Source organism: Streptomyces sp. SolWspMP-5a-2, assembly GCF_900091845.1.
Lineage (GTDB): Bacteria > Actinomycetota > Actinomycetes > Streptomycetales > Streptomycetaceae > Streptomyces > Streptomyces doudnae.
Window position 1 is genome coordinate 1 of sequence record NZ_FMCI01000202.1, and the last position, 16,966, is coordinate 16,966.

Genomic DNA, 16,966 nt, shown 5'->3' on the forward strand with positions numbered 1-16,966 from the left:
CCGCCGCAGCCGCAGCGTGTCGCGGCCCGCGTACCGGGCCGCGCTGCCCAACTCCTCCTCGATGCGCACGAGTTGGTTGTACTTCGCGGTGCGGTCGGCGCGGGAGAGGGAACCGGTCTTGATCTGGCCGCAGCCGGTGGCGACGGCGAGGTCGGCGATCGTGGTGTCCTCGGTCTCGCCCGAGCGGTGCGACATGACGACGGTGTACCCCGCGCGGTGCGCCGTCGCCACGGTCGCCAGGGTCTCGGTGAGGGTGCCGATCTGATTGACCTTCACCAGGATCGAGTTGGCGATCCCGTCGCGGACACCGGCCCGCAGCAGCGCCTCGTTGGTGCAGAACACGTCGTCGCCGGTGAGCTGGCAGCGGTCGCCGAGCCGCGCGGTGAGGTCGCGCCAGCCCGCGTGGTCGTCCTCGGCCATCGGGTCCTCGACCGAGGCGACCGGGTAGCGCTCCACCAACGAGACCAGGTGGTCGGCGTGTTCGGCGGGGGAGCGGCGGACGCCCTCTCCGGTGTAGTGGTACGCGCCGTCGCGGAAGAACTCCGAGGAGGCCGGGTCCATGACGATCGTGATGTCGGTGCCGGTCTTGTAGCCGCTGCGCTCGACGGCGCCCACCACGAACTCCAGGGCCTCGTCGGCGGTGCGCAGATCGGGCGCGAAGCCGCCCTCGTCGCCGACGTTCACGCTGTGCCCGGCGGCCAGCAGGCTGCCGCGCAGGGTGTGGAAGACCTCCGAGCCCATCCGGACGGCCTCGGCGAAGGTGGCCGCGCCGACCGGGGCGATCATGAACTCCTGGAAGTCCAGCGGATTGTCCGCGTGCGCGCCGCCGTTGACGATGTTCATCATCGGCACCGGCAGCAGCCGCGCGTCGACCCCGCCGACGTACCGGTACAGCGGCAGCCGGTGCGAGGCGGCCGCGGCCTTCGCGGTGGCCAGCGAGACGCCGAGCAGGGCGTTGGCGCCCAGCCGCGCCTTGTCGGGGGTCCCGTCCACCGCGATCAGGGCCGCGTCCACGCCCGCCTGGTCGTCGGCGCGCAGCCCCACCACGGCGTCGCGGAGCGCGTCGTTGACGGCGTCGACCGCGCGCCGCACGCCCTTGCCGTGGAAGCGGGCCGGGTCGCCGTCCCGGAGTTCGACGGCCTCGCGGGCGCCGGTGGAGGCACCGGACGGGACGGCCGCCCGGCCGAGCGATCCGTCGGAGAGTTCGACGTCGACCTCGACCGTGGGGTTTCCCCGACTGTCGATGATCTCGCGTCCGATGACCCTGCTGATGACGACAGGCACGCTGCGACTCCTCGGGTGCGAGGGCGCCGGTCCGACGGGCCGCGCCCTTAAGTTCCGGTGGGATACAAAGTGGGTCCCGAAAAGGAACCTACTATGGGCGCATGAAGATGCACAACGCCGACGAGACCTGCGGGACCGCCCAGGCCGCGATGGTCCTCGGAGACTGGTGGAACGTGCTCGTCCTGCGCGAAGTCGCCCGCGGACACGTACGGTTCGACGCCCTCGCCGCGGAGATCGGCCTGTCCCGCAAGGTGCTGAGCGAACGCCTGGGGCGGCTGGTCGCGCACGGGGTGCTCAACCGCTCCCTCTACCAGCGCAGGCCGGTCCGCTACGAGTACCTCTTCACCGAGGCGGGCACCGCGCTGCTCCCGCTGCTGGCCGCGATGCAGGACTGGGGCGACCGCTGGGTCCTCGGCGACGGCGATCCCGGCGCCGCGGTGGCGGACGGCGGCGCCGTCCACGCGCGTGTGCACGCCCTCACCGGGACCCGGGTCCCCGACGGCCTCACCCTGCCGGGCCCCGGCGGCGAGGACGTCCCCGTCGTCACGTCGGACGCCTCCGCCACCGTCCTGTTCACCTTCCCCGGCGCCGATCCGGACGAGCCCGCCGACGACCCGGACGGGCCGGACCCGGAGCGGGCCGACCGGGCGCCGGACGGGCCGGACCGGGAGGGGGCCGACCCCGCGCCGGAGAACCGCCTCTTCCGCGACGCCTGGCCCGCCGCCCGCGCCAGGGGCGTCCGCATAGTCGGGGTCAGCACGCAACTCCCGCACGAGCAGCGCGCGTTGGTCCGCGCCGGTGCACTTCCGCACCCTCTCCTGTCCGACGCCGGGCACGTCCTCACCACGGCCCTGCGGTTGCCCGCCTCCCGGAGCGCGGGCCGCCTGCGCCTGACCCGGCTGATCCTGGTCGTCGACGCCGCGCGGACCGTCCGGCACGTCCTGTTCCCGGTCGACGACATCGAGGGCGCGGTGGCGCGGAGCCTGCGCCTGGCCGAGGCGTGCGCGCGCCCGGCGTGAACCGGCGGGCGCCGCCGAGGAGCCGAATCGGCACACACATCCGGGCGGAGCGCGAAAGACTGGCCCGGTGTCGAGTTATCTACCGCCCGTTCCCCCGGGGTTCGTCGGCCGTCAGGACGAGCTGAGCGACCTCGCCTCCGCCCTGCGCGCGCACTGCCTGGTCACCCTGACCGGCGCCGGAGGCGTCGGCAAGAGCCGTCTCGCCCTGCACGCCGCCGACGAGGCGAGCAGGGCGGCCCACCGGGAGGCGGCCTGGGCCGACCTGTGGCAACTGCGCGACGAACGGCTCCTGGTGGCCACCGTCGCCGACGCCCTCGGCTTCGCCGACCACAGCCCGGCGCTGCCCCTGGACGCGCTCGCCGAGTGGCTCGCGGCCACCGACAAGGACCGCCTGCTGGTCCTCGACTCCTGCGAACACCTGTCGGCCGCGAGCGGTGCCCTCGTCACCCACCTGCTGCGCTCCTGTCCCCGGCTCACCGTCCTGGTCACCAGCAGGGAACCCCTCGGCCTGCCGGGCGAGCGGCGCCTCGTGGTGGAGCCGCTGCCCGTCGACACCGACGCGCCCGCCCTCCTCGGCCGCCTGGCGGGCGACGCGGGCCGCCCGCTCACCGGGACCGCGGACGCCGTCGTCGCGGCCCGGCTCTGCGCCCGCCTCCAGGGCATCCCCCTCGCCATCGAACTCGCCGCGGGACAGCTCGCCGACCGGGACGTCCAGGACGTCGACCGCGAACTCGCCCTGCTGCTCGACCTCGCCACCACCGAGCGCCGCGCGGGACCGCCCCGGCACCAGGCCCTGCGCACCACCATCGGCTGGAGCCACGAACTGTGCTCGCCGCCCGAACGCCTGCTCTGGGCCCGCCTCTCGGTGTTCCGCGGCCCCATGGACCGGGACGCCGCCGTCGCGGTGGGCGCGGGCGGCCCGCTCGCCCCCGGCGACGTCGACGAGGCGCTCGCCGGACTCGTCCGCAGATCCGTGCTCGGCCTCGACGGCGACCGCTACCGCATGCTCGACACCGTCCGCGAGTACGGCCTGATGTGGCTGGACGCCCTGGAGGAGACCGCCCTCGCCGCCGACCGGCACGCCCGCCACCACGCGCGGGCGGTGGCCCGCGCCGACCGGGCCTGGCACGGCGCCGACCAGATCCGCTGGTACCGGTGGATCGGCGGCTCCCACGCCGACCTGTGCGCCGCGCTCGACCACCTCCTGCTCGACCGCCCCGAGGAGGCCCTCCTGATGGCCGGGCACCTCGGCTTCTTCTGGAGCTGCTGCGGTCATCTCCCCGTCGCCTCCCGCTACTTGACGGAGGCGCTCGACCTCGCCCCCGGACCCGGACCGGCCCGCGGCCGGGCGCTGTGGGCGCTCGGCGTCGTGCGGGTGCTGCGCGGCGAGAACGACACCGGCCGCGAACTGGCCCAGGCCGCCCGCCGCCAGGCCGAGGACGCCGGGGACACGGACGCCGTCCTCAGATCGGCGTACCTGCTGGGCCTGAGCCATCTGCTCGGCGGCCGTCCGCTGGCCGCAGGGCACGTCGTGGACGACGCGCTCGCCAGGAGCGCGGGCGCGGACTGCACCGGGGCGGTGCTGTGCCGGCTCGCCCGGGTCTTCGCGCTCACCGCCAGGGGACTGCGCGACCAGGCCCGCGAGGAAGCCGCCGAGCTGCGCCGCGACTCCCTCGCCCGCGACGAGTGGTGGACCCGCTCCTACGCCGACTACCAGCTCGCCCTCATCGCCCTCATCGAGGACCGGCCCGCCATCGCCGCCGCCCACGCCCTGTCCATGCTGGAGGGGAAGCTGCGGATAGGGGACAGCTTCGGGCTCGCCCTCGGCCTGGACGTCCTCGCCTCCGCGCTCGCCGCCCAGGGCTCGGGCGAACGCGCGGTCGCCGCCCACACCGCAGCCGAACGGTACTGGAGCGCCGTCGGGCACCAGCAGCGCGGCACCCCCGAACTGGCGCCCCTGCGGCTGCGGTACGAACAGACGGCGCGTTCCCTGCTCGGCGACGACGGCTACGACGAGGCCGCCGCCCGCGCCATGCTCCGCGCGGCCGGGGCCATCACCCACGACCTCCTCGGCCGCACCCCGCCGGGCGCCTGAGACCGCGTCCGGCACGCGGGACCGGCCCGGCCGGAAGGGCCCGTGTGGGAGGGCGGGGAGCGGGCATCCGGTGTGCACAGTGCGACGGAGACACCGTCGACCGAAGGGAAAAGACCCATGCTGGCGATCATCTCCGCGGTCCTGTTCTTCATCTCCTTCCTGATCAACGCCGCGGACATCTCCACGAACGACGCCTTCAGCTCGACCAACGTGATGCTGCTCGGTCTCACCGTGCTGGCACTGCACCTGGCGGGCGTCGGCGCGGGCTGGTCGGCGCGCGGTCGCAGAAGGTGACCAGGGCCCGCCGTCCTGACCGGACGACGTCGAGCCGCGGTGCCGGGTGGTCCGGCCCCGCGGCTCGACGCGTTCTGTGCCCGGCGGGCCCCCGGCGCCGCCGTCCCGCCCGCGCGGGCGGCCTCCTCACTTCTCCCGGGGCGGCTCCTCCCGGACCCGCCGCGCGACGTCGCGGAGTTTGACGTTGTGGTGCTGGGAGATCCGGCGCAGCACGTTGAACGCGTCGTCCTCGCTCATCCGGTGGCGCTCCCTGAGGATGCCGATGGCCTCCCCGATCGCGTGCCGGGTCTCCATCGCGTGCTCCAGCTGATCGATGGTGCGGGCGCTGGAGAGCGCCACGGCCGCGTGCGACGCCAGCAGCCACCCCGCCGTCTCGAACTCACGGGTGAAGGCACCCGGGCGCTCGCTGTACAGGTTCAGCGCCCCGAAGTCCTCCCGGTCCGTGTACAGCAGCACCCCGGTCATGCTCCCGATCCCCAGCCCGTGCGCCGCCGACGCGAACCGCGGCCAGTCCGTCCGGGGCGCGCTCATGTCCTCGATCCGGTAGGCGCGTTCGTCGGCGTGACCGCGCGCCAGGTCGAAGCAGGGCCCCTCGCCCAGCTCGCCCTGGAGCCGGTCGCTCTCGCGCACCATGTCCCCGTGCGAGGCCAGCGTCACCGCGCGGCCCCCGCGCACCGCGAGGATCCCGGCCGCGTCGCACCCCTGCACCAGCTCCACCGCCGCCACCGCGATCGCGTCCAGGGTCTCCTGCACCGACTCCTTGGCCAGCAGCTCCCTGGCCAACTCGGCCATCCGCTCGGCGAACTCGCGCCAGTCCATCCGTCACCTCTGTCTGATCCATGCCGTTCCGCCGGTTCTGTCCGTGCCGCCGTCCGGCGCCGGTCGACCGTCCACCGCATTCAACACGCTGGGGAGGAGTGAGAGCGTGAACCCCGGGTACCCGCCCCCTCGACCGGCCGACCGGCCGCTTGCAGGGTCAGGGGAGGACGCGTGATGACGGCGACGACGACGGGTACCGGTGCACGGCGGATCGAGGAGATCGCCAACCCCTCCCAGATCGCTCCGAAGGACGCGCGTGAACTCACCCGCCATTTCCTCGGGCGGCTCGCGGAGCTGGAGGAGGGCACCCCGGAGCACCAGTACGCGCGCAACACCCTGATCGAGATGAACATCTCACTGGTGCGGTACGCGGCCTCCCGCTTCCGCAGCCGCGGCCCGGAGGAGATGGAGGACATCGTCCAGGTCGGCACCATCGGCCTGATCAAGGCGATCGACCGCTTCGAGGTCTCCCGCGAGGTCGAGTTCACCTCCTTCTCCATCCCCTACATCGTGGGCGAGATCAAGCGCTTCTTCCGCGACACCTCCTGGGCCGTGCACGTGCCGCGCCGCCTCCAGGAGGCCCGTGTCCAGCTCGCCCGCGCCACGGAGGAGCTGAGCACGCGCCTCGGCCGCACCCCCACGGTCGCCGAGCTGTCCCAGCTGATGAGCCTCACCGAGGACGAGGTCGTCGAGGCCCGCCTCGCCTCCAACGGCTACAACTCCTCCTCGCTCGACGCCGCGATCTCCGCGGGCGACGACGGCGAGAGCGTGCTCGCCGACTTCATCGGCTGCGAGGACGGCGCCCTGGAGCTGGTCGAGGACTTCCACGCGCTCGCCCCCCTGCTCGCCGAACTGGACGAGCGCGAGCGGCTGATCATCCACCTGCGGTTCGTCGAGGAGCGCACCCAGGCCGAGATAGGAGCCCGTCTCGGCGTCTCCCAGATGCACGTCTCCCGGCTGCTGAGCCGCCTGCTGGCCCGGCTGCGCGAGGGCCTGCTCGCCACCGGCTGACCCCGTCCCGCCGGACCGCGGGCCCGATCCTTTCCCCCGGGCGCCCGCGGTGTGGTCGCCCTCCGGGCCGCTGCTGTAGATTGCGGCGGCCCGGACCTGCGTCTCACGACGGAGGCGCGCGGTACCAGGGCGGACGCGCGAGTATGCTCACCACAGTTGTCGAGCGACAACTGATCATGGGGTGGGCGCGCAGGGTGGGGAAGGCGGAACGATGGTGACGTCGCAGCCGAGGGCTGCCGGTACGACCTCACCCGCGCACGGTGACCCGGGCGAAGTGTGGCACTGGCGCGAGCCGTCCGTGCTCCTCGTCGAGGACGACCCCGGCGACGCCCTCCTGGTGGAGGAACTGGTCGCCGACAGTTCCCTCAAGATGCGGCTGCGCTGGGTGCGCTCCATGGCCGACGCCCGCGCCGTCCTCGCCCAGGAGACCCCCGACTGCGTCCTGCTCGACCTGCACCTGCCGGACGCCCAGGGCCTGGAGGCCGTCTCCCAGATCCAGCTCTCCACCGACCAGGTCGCCGTCGTCGTCCTCACCGGCCTCGCCGAGGAGGAGACCGGACTCTCCGCCGTCGCCGCCGGCGCCCAGGACTACCTGGTCAAGGGCCGTGTCGCCCCCGACCTGTTCGGCCGGGCCGTGCGCTACGCCATCCAGCGCAAGCAGGCCGAGCAGGCCGCCGTCGCCCTCCAGGCCAGCCAGATGCAGGCCCAGGAGAACGCCCGTCTGGAACGCGGCCTGCTGCCCCGGCCACTGCTGCGCGGCGACTCCACCGGCGTCGACATCGACATCGTCGCCCGCTACCGGCCCGGCCGCTCCCAGGCCCTCCTCGGCGGCGACTTCTACGACATCGTGCAGAGCACCGAGGGCACCGTCGCCGCGCTGATCGGCGACGTCTCCGGGCACGGGCCCGACGAGGCCGCCCTCGGCGTCGCCCTGCGCATCGCCTGGCGCACCCTGGTGCTCAGCGGCGTCCCGGCGCCCGAGCAGGTGGCGCGCCTGGAGGAGATACTCGTGGCCGAGCGCGCCCGCACCGAGGTCTTCGCCACCCTCACCAGCCTCACCGTCGCCCCCGGGGACCGCCGGGTGCGCATCACCCGCGCCGGACACCCGGGGATGCTGCTGCGCACCCCCGACCGCCGGGTGGACTGGGTCGAGGTGCCCGCGGGCCCCGCGCTCGGCGTCGTCCCCGGCCAGGCCCGCTGGCCCATCGAGGAGATCGACGTGCCCGTCGGCTCGGGCATGGTCCTGTTCACCGACGGACTCTTCGAGGGCTACGTCGGACGCGGCCGCGAGCGACTCGGCGAGGAGGGCCTGCTGCGCCTGGCCAGAGAGATGCCCGAACTGGAGCCCGAGACCTTCGTCGACCGGCTGATCGAACGAGCGGAGCACCTGGCCGAGGGCCAGGGCGGCCTGGACGACGACGTGGCCGTACTGCACCTGAGCTGGAACTGACGATGTCGGAGGACGACGTGACCACCGCTGGAACCGGGACGCCCGCACAGGGCCACCGGCTGACCGTGCAGGGCTGGTTCTACCTTGCCGTGTCCCTGATGATGCTGCTTGTCATCGGCGGGAGCGTGATCGGCGCCCGGCTCCTCGCGCAGACCGCCGAGGCCACCGACCAGCTCACCTCCCGGATCCTGCCGGCCCGCACCGAGGCGGCCCGCCTCCAGGCCGGCCTGGTCAACCAGGAGACCGGTGTGCGCGGCTACGCGATAGCCGCCGACCGGCAGTTCCTCACCCCCTACACCGAGGGCAAGCAGGACGAGGCGCGGGCCGCGGCCCGGCTGCGCGACCTGGTGAGCGACCGGCCCGAGCTGCTGGCCGACCTGGACGCCGTCGAGAAGCAGGCCGCCGAGTGGCGCCGCACCTTCGCCGACCCGCTGGTCGCCGGAGTCACCGTCGGCGACCCGCAGCGGATCGACAAGGCGACCGCCGAGCGCAGCAGGGAGGCGTTCGACGGCCTGCGCACCCGCTGGTCCACCCAGAACCGGGACCTGGCCCGCGCCGTCCACGAGGGCAAGCAGCGGGTCGAGCACGAACGGACCGTGCGCACCTACATCCTGGGCGCCCTCGTCGTGACGTTCCTGCTGACCGCGCTGGTGCTGACGGTGCTGATCCGATTCCTGGTGGCCCGCCCCCTGGACGCCCTGCGGGACTCCTCCAGGAAGGTCGCCCGCGGTGACTTCGGACACGTCATCACCGTCACAGGACCCAAGGACCTGACCGCGGTCGCCCAGGACGTCGAGTACATGCGCCAGCAGATCGTCGAGGAGCTGGACGCCTCCCGCGCCCAGCAGCGCGTCCTCGCCAGCCAGGCCGCCGACCTCGACGCCCAGGCGGTCGAACTGCGCAGGTCCAACGCGGAGCTGGAGCAGTTCGCCTACGTCGCCTCGCACGACCTCCAGGAACCGCTGCGCAAGGTCGCCTCGTTCTGCCAGCTCCTGGAGAAGCGGTACGCGGAGAAGCTCGACGACCGCGGCCGCCAGTACATCGACTTCGCCGTCGACGGTGCCAAGCGCATGCAGGTCCTCATCAACGACCTGCTCACCTTCTCCCGGGTCGGCCGGGTCAACGACGCCCGGCTGCCCGTCGAACTCGACCAGGCGCTGGACCGGGCGATCGCCAACGTGGAGACCGCGATCGCCGAGACCGGCGCCGTCGTCGAACGCCCCGAGAAGCTGCCGCTGGTCGTCGGCGACCCGATGCTCCTCGCCATGCTCTGGCAGAACCTCGTCGGCAACGCCGTCAAGTTCCGCCACCCCGACCGCACCCCGCACATCCGCGTCACCTGCGAGGAGGACCCGGAGCAGCCGGGAACCTGGCGGTTCGGCGTCACCGACAACGGCATCGGCATCCCGCCGGAGTTCACCGAGAAGGTCTTCGTGATCTTCCAGCGGCTGCACAGCCGCGACAGCTACGGCGGCACCGGCATCGGCCTCGCCCTCTGCAAGAAGATCGTCGAGTACCACGGCGGCCGGATCTGGGTCGACGACGCCCCGGCCGAGGGCACCAGGATCAGCCTGACGCTGCCGGCGGCCCCCGAGGCGTCCGACGCCGCCGCGCACGACCCCCAGCTCTCCGAGGAAAAGGCACTCACATGACCGTTCCCGCCGCCACACCGATCGACGTCCTGCTCGTGGAGGACGACCCGGGCGACGAGCTGATGACCCGCGAGGCGTTCGAGGACAACAAGATCGGCAACACGCTGCACGTGGTGCGGGACGGCGAGGAGGCGCTCGACTTCCTCTACCGGCGCGGAGCCCACCCGGACGCCCCGCGTCCCGATCTGATCCTGCTCGACCTGAACCTGCCGAAGTACGACGGCCGCCAGGTCCTGGAGAAGATCAAGTCGGACCCCGACCTCTCCCACATCCCGGTCGTGGTGCTCACCACCTCCGCCGCGGAGGAGGACATCCTGCGCAGCTACAAGCTGCACGCCAACGCGTACGTCACCAAGCCGGTCGACCTCGACCAGTTCATCGCGGCGGTCCGCCAGATCGACGACTTCTTCGTCCAGGTCGTCCGGCTGCCCCGGCCGCACCACTGAACCGGCCCCCGGCACCCAATCCGGCCGCGGACGGCATGGGACGGCACAAGCGGGTAGAAGTCTGTGCGTGACCGCGGTGAAGGCGAGATGTATGGACGCGAAGTGTCCGGACCACAACGGGACTGCCCCGGGCTCCGAGCAGACGTATATACAGGCGATGGCGTCCTTCGAGGGCGACGGCGGCTGCATAGCCGAGGCGCGCCGGGTGGCGACGGCGTTCCTCGGTGAGGCCCGCTTGGGACACGGGGTGCCCGTGTCGGTGCGGGCGGTCGACGTGACCCAGCTGGTGGTGAGCGAGCTGGTCACCAACGCCCGCAAGTACGCGCCGGGGCCGGTGCTGATGGACCTGCGGATCGTGGGCGAGATCCTGGAGATAGCGATCTGGGACTCGGGCCCGCACCTGCCCGTCGTCCACAGCGCGGACCCGGAACGGCTCGGCCGCCACGGTCTGGAGATCGTGACGGCCTTGGTCGAGTCCTACCGGGTGTCGATGGAACCGGTGGGCAAGTGCGTCACCGTGCGGATCCCGCTCCGCGAAGCCCGCTGACCGACCCGCCCCCCTGGGTGGCCGGTGCGGTCACACCCGGGCGGCCAATGCCCGTACCGCACGCACCAGTTCGGCGTTGTCCCGGGCCCGGGAGCCGTCCGGGAGGTCGGTGCCGTCCTCGAAACCGATCCGGGTCTCGTGCCCGTCGGCCAGCGCGGCGCGCAGCACCGGCCAGGTGGTGGCCGCGTCCCCGTGGTAGAGCAGCGGCGCGGTGACCCCGGCGGCCCGGATCAGCGCCGCCATCTCCCGGGCGTGCGCCACGGCCGTGTCCGGGTCCTCGTCCATCGGCTCGATGAGGATGCGCACGTTCCGCTCCAGCGTCGGCGAGGCCAGCAGCGCGGGCACGTCGTCCACGCTCCACACCGCGCTCTCCAGCGTCATGCCCTTGGCGACGATCAGCGACGCGGTCTCCGCCGCGCCCTCCTCGCAGAAGGCGACCGACGCGAAGTCGGGCAGCACGTCCCACGCCTCGACCAGGTCGTAGCGTTCCGCGGGGCCCGAGCAGGTCCACAGGCCGGTGGTGGTCCCGACGACCGCGCCGGGCGCCGTCGAGCGCACCGCGCGCAGCACCTCGGCCAGCGCGTCGGGTGCGATCGTCTGGCCGCCGTCGGGTGTGCGGACGTGCAGGTGGACGACGTCGGCGCCGGCCGCGATCACGGCCGCGGTGTCGGCGGCGATCTGCGCCGGGGTCACCGGGACCGTGGGGTGTTCGGCGGGGGTCCGGCCGCCGTTGATGGCTGCCTTGAGCAACATGGGTCTTTCCTTGCGGGTCTCGGTCCGTGCGGGTCCCGGCCCTCGCGGGCCGGGGGTTCACACGGTGGTGGGGGAGGGGGTGCGGAGCGCGGCGACGGTGCGCGACGCCCCGGTGAGCGTGCCCAGGGGATGCCCCCGGTGCAGCTCGGCGAGGAGGTCGGGCTCCTCGGCGTCGTCGGCCAGCGCCTCGTCGACGACGGCGGCCAGCCGCGCGGCGGGCGCGATCAGCAGGCCGTTCTCGTCACCGAGGACGAGGTCACCGGCCTGGACCGGCACGCCGCCGCAGAGGACGGGCGCGTTCAGGGAGCCGTCGGCGATGCCGTGCAGCTTGGTGGTGAGCAGCGAGGTGCCGTACGCGTAGACCGGCAGTCCGACGTCGCGCAGGGCGCCGATGTCGGTGCAGACGCCGTCCACGACGGCGCCGGCCGCGCCCCGGGCGGCGAGGGCGTGCACGACGACCTCGCCGAGCGGCGCGTGCCTGCGGTCGCCGCCGCAGTCGACGACCACCACGTCACCGGGGCCGACGAGTCCGGCCAGATGGTGCAGGAGCGTCGAGTCGGTGGGGGTGATCCGGACGGTGACGGCCCGGCCGACGAGCTTGCCGGTCCCGGCGCGGCGGCTCAGCGCCGGATCGCAGAATCCTTCCTCCAGATAGTGGCCGAGGGTGGGGAAGTCCACCCGGGCCAGGCGGGCGGCCAGCTCCTCGTCGAGGGGCGGCACGTCGGTCAGGTCGTGGAGGGTCAGCGGCACGGGGTCACCTCGGTCCGATGATGATGCGGCGGTTGCGCAGGACGGGAAGGATGGTGCGGGCGCGGTCGATGCGCTGCTTGTCCGCCTCGACGACGAGCAGCGACCGCTCCTCCTCGCCGAGCGCGGCCCGGACCACCCCCAGCGGGTCGATGGCCATGCTCATGCCGATGCAGTCGGGCGTGGTCAGCGACGACGCCACCACCCAGCAGGTGTTCTCGATCGCCCGGGTGCGCAGCAGCGTCGTCCAGTGGTCCTCCTTGAGCGGGCCGCGCACCCACGCCGCGGAGACCGACAGCAGGTCGGCGCCCATCTCGACGAGGGTCCGGGTGAACTCGGGGAAGCGCAGGTCGTAGCAGTTGACCAGGCCGACGTTGAACTCGCCGATCCGGACCACCACCGGGCCCTCGTCGCCGCGCTGCACCTCGCTCGACTCGCGGTAGTCGAAGGCGTCGTACAGGTGCATCTTGCGGTAGCGGCCGAGGAGTTCGCCGTCCGCGGAGACGGCCGCGACGGTGTTGTAGGGCAGCGAGTCGCCGCTCGGTTCGTAGCCGCCCGCGATGACGGCGATGCCGTGCGCGGCGGCGAGCCCGGACAGCTCGGCGAGGAAGCCGGGCCAGTGGGTCTCGGCCGCGGCGTGCAGGGGCTTTCCGGCCTCCTCGGCCGGGACCATCGCCTCCTCGGGGAAGACGACGAGTTCGGCGCCCGCGGCCGCCGCCTCGGCGGTCATGGACGCGATGACCGCGAGGTTGGCGCCGACATCGGCGGTGGGGGCGTACTGGGCAGCGGCGACCTTCACGGCCGTATCTCCTTGCTGGGGTGGTTCGGTGCGGGGTGCGGGTGCCGGGCGGGCGTCGCGGGGGACACCTGCCGGGGGAGGGTGCTCACTCGGTGAGCACCCGGGACGCCTCGGGCCGCCAGTGGGCCCAGGCCGGGCCGCCCGCGGTGAGACCCGCGGTGTCGGCTGAGGACGTCTCGGCGACGAGGGTGCCGCCGTCGCCGAGGGTGAGGTGGTGGCGGACGGCGCTGCCGAGGTACACCGACTGCTGGAGGACGCCGCGCAGGGCCGCGTGCCCGGGAGGCACCTGGTCCTCCCGGCCGCACACCCCGACGTTCTCGGGCCGCACCGACAGGTGCGCCTCGCCGACCGCCCCGCCCTCGGGGACCGGCAGCGCGCCCAGCCCCTCGACGGCGACGACCCGGCCGTCCGACGTCCCGCTGAGGAAGTTGGAGGTGCCGATGAAGGAGGCCACGAACCGGCTGGCGGGCCGCTCGTAGACGCCCTCGGGGGTGTCGACCTGCACGACCCGGCCGCCGTTCATCACGGCGATCCGGTCGGACATGGTCAGCGCCTCCTCCTGGTCGTGGGTGACGGTCACGAACGTCACCCCGACCTCGCGCTGGATCTTCTTCAGCTCAAGCTGCATCTCGGCGCGCAGCTTCTTGTCCAGGGCGCCGAGCGGCTCGTCGAGCAGCAGCAGCGAGGGCCTGCCGATCAGCGCGCGGGCGATCGCCACCCGCTGCCGCTGGCCGCCGGAGAGCTGGGCGACGGACCGGTCGCCGTAGCCGTCGAGCCGGACCAGGGCCAGCGCCTCGCGCACCGCGTCCCCGATCTGCGCCCGGGGCCGCAGCTTGCGGACCTTCAGCTCGAAGGCGACGTTGTCGGCGACGCTCAGGTGCGGGAAGAGGGCGTAGCTCTGGAAGAGCATGTTCAGGTCCCGCTTGTGGGCCGGGACCCCGGTGGCCGGGACCCCGCCCAGTTCGACCGTGCCCTCGGACGGCTCCTCGAAGCCGGTGATCATCCGCATCAGGGTGGTCTTGCCGCAGCCGGAGGGGCCGAGGATCGAGAAGAACTCGTTCTGCCGGATGTCGAGGGTGACGTCGCGCACCGCGTGGGTGCCGCCGAAGACCTTCCCGACCCGGTCGAGGCGGACGGCGGGAGCCGTGGGGTTCGTGCTCATCTCAGGACGCCTTCACCTTGGTCCAGCCCTGCTGGAAGTACTGCATCGCGGTCCCCGGGTCGAGCAGGAAGTCCGCCTTCGCGATCGCCGCGTCGGAGGCGTAGATCGCCGGGTTCTTGAGGGCGTCCTTGTCCTTGATGTGCGCGCGGGCCGCCTGGTTGGCGCTGGCCGAGGAGCCGTCGTCGGTGGCCTTAGCGGCGACCTCGGGACGCAGCAGGTACGTGATGAACGCGTACGCCGACGTCACGTTCTTGGCGCCCTTGGGGATGGCGAGACCGTCCGTCCAGATCGAGCCGCCCTCGGACGGGATCACGTAGTGGACGTTCTTGTTCGACTGCACGACCTTCGCCATCGCCGTGCCGCTCCACGCCTCGGCGGCGCACGCCTGCCCGCTGGACAGGAGCTGCGGGTAGTTCGTCGAGTTGTACCCGGCGAGGATCTTTTTTTGCTTCACCAGCGCCGCCGTCGCCTCGGCGATCTGGTCCTTGTCCGTGCTGGTGGCCCGGTGCCCGGTGACCTGGAGGCCCGCGATGTAGGCGGCCAGCATGTTGTCGAGCATGTACAGCTTGCCCTTGTGCGCGCTGTCGAACAGGGTCTTCCAGCTCGTCGCCGACTTGATACAGGTGTCGTTGTAGGCGAATCCGGTGGTTCCCCAGATCCACGGCACGCTGTACTTGTTGCCCTTGTCGTAGGACGGGTCGCGGAACTTCGCCGCCAGGTTGTCCAGGCCCTCGATCTTCGAGTGGTCGAGGGGCTGGATGAGCTGCTGCCCGATCAGCTGCTGCACGGTGTACTGGCTGGGCTCGACCAGGTCGTAACCGGACGCCCCGGTGCTGAGCTTCGCCGTCATGGTCTCGTTGCTGTCGAACGTGTCGACCGTGACCTTGATGCCCGTCTCCTTCTCGAACCCCTTGACCACCGAGTCCGGGATCTCCCCGGCCCAGGCGTAGACGTGCAGGTTCTTGCCGCCGCCCGAGGAGGCCGCGGTGGTGGAGCCGGAGCCGCCGCAGGCGGTGGCGAGGAGCGCGGTCACGGTCAGGACCGACGTGGCCAGGAGCGTTCTCGAAACGGTGGTACGGGACATGGCGAGGCCTTTCAGGGACGTACCGAGGAGTGCGTGACGAGCGGCGGTGCGGGTGGGTCAGTCGGTGCCGTCACCGACCAGGACGCGGCGCATCTGCCGCAGCCCGGCGCCGAGGATGATCACGAAGGTGAACAGCACGAGCAGCGTGCCCAGGGCGTTGATCTCGGGCGTCAGCCCGGTCTTGAGGAGCGAGTACACCCGCAGCGGGAGCGTGGTGGTGCCGACGCCGCTGGTGAAGGTGGACATCACGATGTTGCCGAAGGAGATCGTGAAGCAGAGCAGCCAGGAGGCGAGCAGCGCCTGCTTCAGCAGCGGCACCGTCACCAGCCGGAACCGCTGCCAGCCGCCGCATCCCAGGTCGGTGGCGGCCTCCTCGAGCGCCGGGTCGAGCGCCCGGTGCGCGCCCAGCACGATCAGCGCCGCGTACGGCAGCGTCACCACCAGGTGGCCGAGGACCAGCGTGGTCAGGCCCAGGCTCGCCTTCAGCGTGCCGAAGACCGACAGCAGCGCCACTCCGAGCACGATCTCCGGGATCACCAGCGGCAGGAACAGGCTCCCGGAGAACAGGGCGCGGCCGCGCGGCCCGAGCCGTCCCATGCCCATCGCCGCGAGGAGTCCGCCCGCGGTGGCCAGCGTCGCCGAGACCACGCCGACCTCGGCGCTCACCCGCAGCGCGGAGAGCAGATCGGTGTCCTGGGCGAGCACCCCGTACCAGCGGGTGCTGAACCCCGCCCACCGGTAGGTGACGTCGGAGTCGTTGAAGGAGAGGACCACCACGACCACGATCGGCACGTAGAGGAAGACGATCACACCCCGGGCGAGCCACGCGGTGACGGTGTCGGGCAGCCGCCCGGTGAGCCGGGTGCGTCCGCTCATGACGTCCTCCTCCTCAGCCGCCGGGCCGCGGTGCCCAGCACCGCCACCGACGCGATCATCAGCACCAGCAGGACGACGGAGGCCGCCGCGCCCATCGGCTGATTGCGGAACTCGGTGTACAGGGTGACGATCAGGTTGCCGACGAGCTGGTTCTTGCCGCCGCCCAGCAGCACCGGGATCACGAACACGCCGAGGGTGGGGATGAAGGTGAGCAGCGCGGCGGCCAGCAGCCCCGGCCGCACCAGCGGCAGCAGCACCCGGGTGTGCACCCGCCACCAGCCGCAGCCCAGGTCACGGGCCGCCTCGCCGAGCGAGGGGTCCACCCCGCGCAGGGTCGCGTAGATCGGGAAGATCGCGGTGGGCAGGAACGCGTAGACCAGGCCCACGAAGGAGGCGCCCTGGCTCGGGATCCACTGCGCCGGACCGTGGGTGATGCCGAGGGCGTCGGTCAGGCCGTTCACCGGGCCGCCGGGGCTGAGCAGGTTGATCCAGGCGAAGGTGCGCACCAGGAAGTCCGTCCAGAACGGCACGATGATCAGGAGCAGCAGGAGCCCCTGGCGCTGCGGGGACCGCCCGGCGAGGTAGTACGAGACGAGGTACCCGAGCAGCAGGCAGACGGCCGTGTTCAGGGCCGCCATGCCCAGGCTGTAGCCGAACACCTTCAGGTACACCGGGTCGAACAGCTCGGTGTAGTTGGCGAAGGTGAAGCCGCCCTCGATGCCGCCGTAGGCGTCCGGCAGCGCGAAGCTGTTGCGCACCACCAGGACCAGGGGCACCAGCACCAGCGCCAGGACGGTGAGTCCGGCGGGCGCCAGCAGGGCGAAGGTGACCGCACGGTGCCGTGCCCGGCCGGTGCGCGCGGCGGGCGGCACGGGGACGGGGGCCGGCGGCGCCGCGGTGACGGTCACCGCTGCCTCCGGTCGGCGGA

At 72.7% G+C, this 16,966-nt stretch carries 17 protein-coding genes; 8 read left to right on the forward strand and 9 right to left on the reverse strand.

Going from position 1 to position 16,966, the window contains the following annotated elements:
- A partial coding sequence (eno, locus tag GA0115242_RS20340; RefSeq protein WP_176729865.1) for a phosphopyruvate hydratase occupies positions 1-1,284 on the reverse strand: 1,284 nt, incomplete at its 3' end.
- Positions 1,285-1,385: 101 nt separating this feature from the next.
- On the opposite strand from eno, the gene GA0115242_RS20345 reads away from it, so the two are divergent.
- The 3 genes from GA0115242_RS20345 to GA0115242_RS40795 all read left to right on the forward strand — a co-directional run bounded on the left by GA0115242_RS20345 (position 1,386) and on the right by GA0115242_RS40795 (position 4,692).
- On the forward strand, positions 1,386-2,303 hold the full coding sequence (locus tag GA0115242_RS20345; protein ID WP_093830488.1) for a winged helix-turn-helix transcriptional regulator: 918 nt from the start codon (positions 1,386-1,388) through the stop codon (positions 2,301-2,303).
- Positions 2,304-2,370: 67 nt separating this feature from the next.
- Complete coding sequence (locus tag GA0115242_RS20350) at positions 2,371-4,398, forward strand: ATP-binding protein (protein ID WP_176729866.1); 2,028 nt, start codon at positions 2,371-2,373, stop codon at positions 4,396-4,398.
- A gap of 117 nt (positions 4,399-4,515) precedes the next feature.
- Positions 4,516-4,692 carry a hypothetical protein gene (locus tag GA0115242_RS40795; protein ID WP_093830490.1) on the forward strand — a complete coding sequence of 59 codons (177 nt, stop codon included), beginning with the start codon at positions 4,516-4,518 and terminating at the stop codon, positions 4,690-4,692.
- Between the two features lie 126 nt (positions 4,693-4,818).
- Here GA0115242_RS40795 and GA0115242_RS20360 read toward each other — a convergent pair whose 3' ends face one another.
- Positions 4,819-5,511 carry a GAF and ANTAR domain-containing protein gene (locus GA0115242_RS20360; protein ID WP_093830492.1) on the reverse strand — a complete coding sequence of 231 codons (693 nt, stop codon included), beginning with the start codon at positions 5,509-5,511 and terminating at the stop codon, positions 4,819-4,821.
- Positions 5,512-5,685: 174 nt separating this feature from the next.
- On the opposite strand from GA0115242_RS20360, the gene GA0115242_RS20365 reads away from it, so the two are divergent.
- The 5 genes from GA0115242_RS20365 (at position 5,686) to GA0115242_RS20385 (ending at position 10,617) form a co-directional block, all read left to right on the forward strand.
- On the forward strand, positions 5,686-6,522 hold the full coding sequence (locus tag GA0115242_RS20365) for a SigB/SigF/SigG family RNA polymerase sigma factor (RefSeq protein ID WP_093830494.1): 837 nt from the start codon (positions 5,686-5,688) through the stop codon (positions 6,520-6,522).
- Positions 6,523-6,733: 211 nt separating this feature from the next.
- Positions 6,734-7,972, forward strand: a complete 1,239-nt coding sequence (locus GA0115242_RS20370) for a PP2C family protein-serine/threonine phosphatase (RefSeq protein ID WP_093830496.1) — start codon at positions 6,734-6,736, stop codon at positions 7,970-7,972.
- Positions 7,973-8,070: 98 nt separating this feature from the next.
- Positions 8,071-9,624: a sensor histidine kinase gene (locus GA0115242_RS20375; protein ID WP_237549178.1), complete on the forward strand. Its 1,554-nt coding sequence runs from the start codon at positions 8,071-8,073 to the stop codon at positions 9,622-9,624.
- On the forward strand, positions 9,621-10,070 hold the full coding sequence (locus GA0115242_RS20380; protein WP_093830500.1) for a response regulator: 450 nt from the start codon (positions 9,621-9,623) through the stop codon (positions 10,068-10,070). Before GA0115242_RS20375 ends, GA0115242_RS20380 begins: the two co-directional genes overlap by 4 nt.
- A 91-nt stretch (positions 10,071-10,161) precedes the next feature.
- Entirely contained in the window at positions 10,162-10,617 is a 456-nt protein-coding gene (locus GA0115242_RS20385; RefSeq protein ID WP_093830502.1) for an ATP-binding protein, read from the forward strand.
- Between the two features lie 30 nt (positions 10,618-10,647).
- On the opposite strand, the gene GA0115242_RS20390 is transcribed toward GA0115242_RS20385, so the two are convergent.
- From GA0115242_RS20390 to GA0115242_RS20420, 7 genes are all read right to left on the reverse strand, one after another.
- Positions 10,648-11,370, reverse strand: coding sequence for a 3-keto-5-aminohexanoate cleavage protein (locus GA0115242_RS20390; RefSeq protein WP_093830504.1), 723 nt, complete (start codon positions 11,368-11,370; stop codon positions 10,648-10,650).
- A 57-nt stretch (positions 11,371-11,427) separates the two neighbouring features.
- Positions 11,428-12,120 carry an RraA family protein gene (locus tag GA0115242_RS20395; protein ID WP_093830506.1) on the reverse strand — a complete coding sequence of 231 codons (693 nt, stop codon included), beginning with the start codon at positions 12,118-12,120 and terminating at the stop codon, positions 11,428-11,430.
- Positions 12,121-12,124: 4 nt separating this feature from the next.
- Positions 12,125-12,916, reverse strand: a complete 792-nt coding sequence (locus tag GA0115242_RS20400; RefSeq protein ID WP_093830508.1) for a carbon-nitrogen hydrolase family protein — start codon at positions 12,914-12,916, stop codon at positions 12,125-12,127.
- A gap of 85 nt (positions 12,917-13,001) precedes the next feature.
- Positions 13,002-14,078 (reverse strand): ABC transporter ATP-binding protein, encoded by a 1,077-nt coding sequence (locus GA0115242_RS20405; protein WP_093830510.1) that lies wholly within the window; start codon positions 14,076-14,078, stop codon positions 13,002-13,004.
- A 1-nt stretch (position 14,079) separates the two neighbouring features.
- Positions 14,080-15,162: an ABC transporter substrate-binding protein gene (locus GA0115242_RS20410; protein WP_093830512.1), complete on the reverse strand. Its 1,083-nt coding sequence runs from the start codon at positions 15,160-15,162 to the stop codon at positions 14,080-14,082.
- A 57-nt stretch (positions 15,163-15,219) separates the two neighbouring features.
- Positions 15,220-16,038, reverse strand: a complete 819-nt coding sequence (locus tag GA0115242_RS20415) for an ABC transporter permease (protein WP_093830514.1) — start codon at positions 16,036-16,038, stop codon at positions 15,220-15,222.
- Positions 16,035-16,946, reverse strand: a complete 912-nt coding sequence (locus GA0115242_RS20420) for an ABC transporter permease (RefSeq protein ID WP_093830516.1) — start codon at positions 16,944-16,946, stop codon at positions 16,035-16,037. The genes GA0115242_RS20415 and GA0115242_RS20420 overlap by 4 nt, the downstream gene beginning before the upstream one ends.
- Positions 16,947-16,966: the final 20 nt, after the last annotated feature.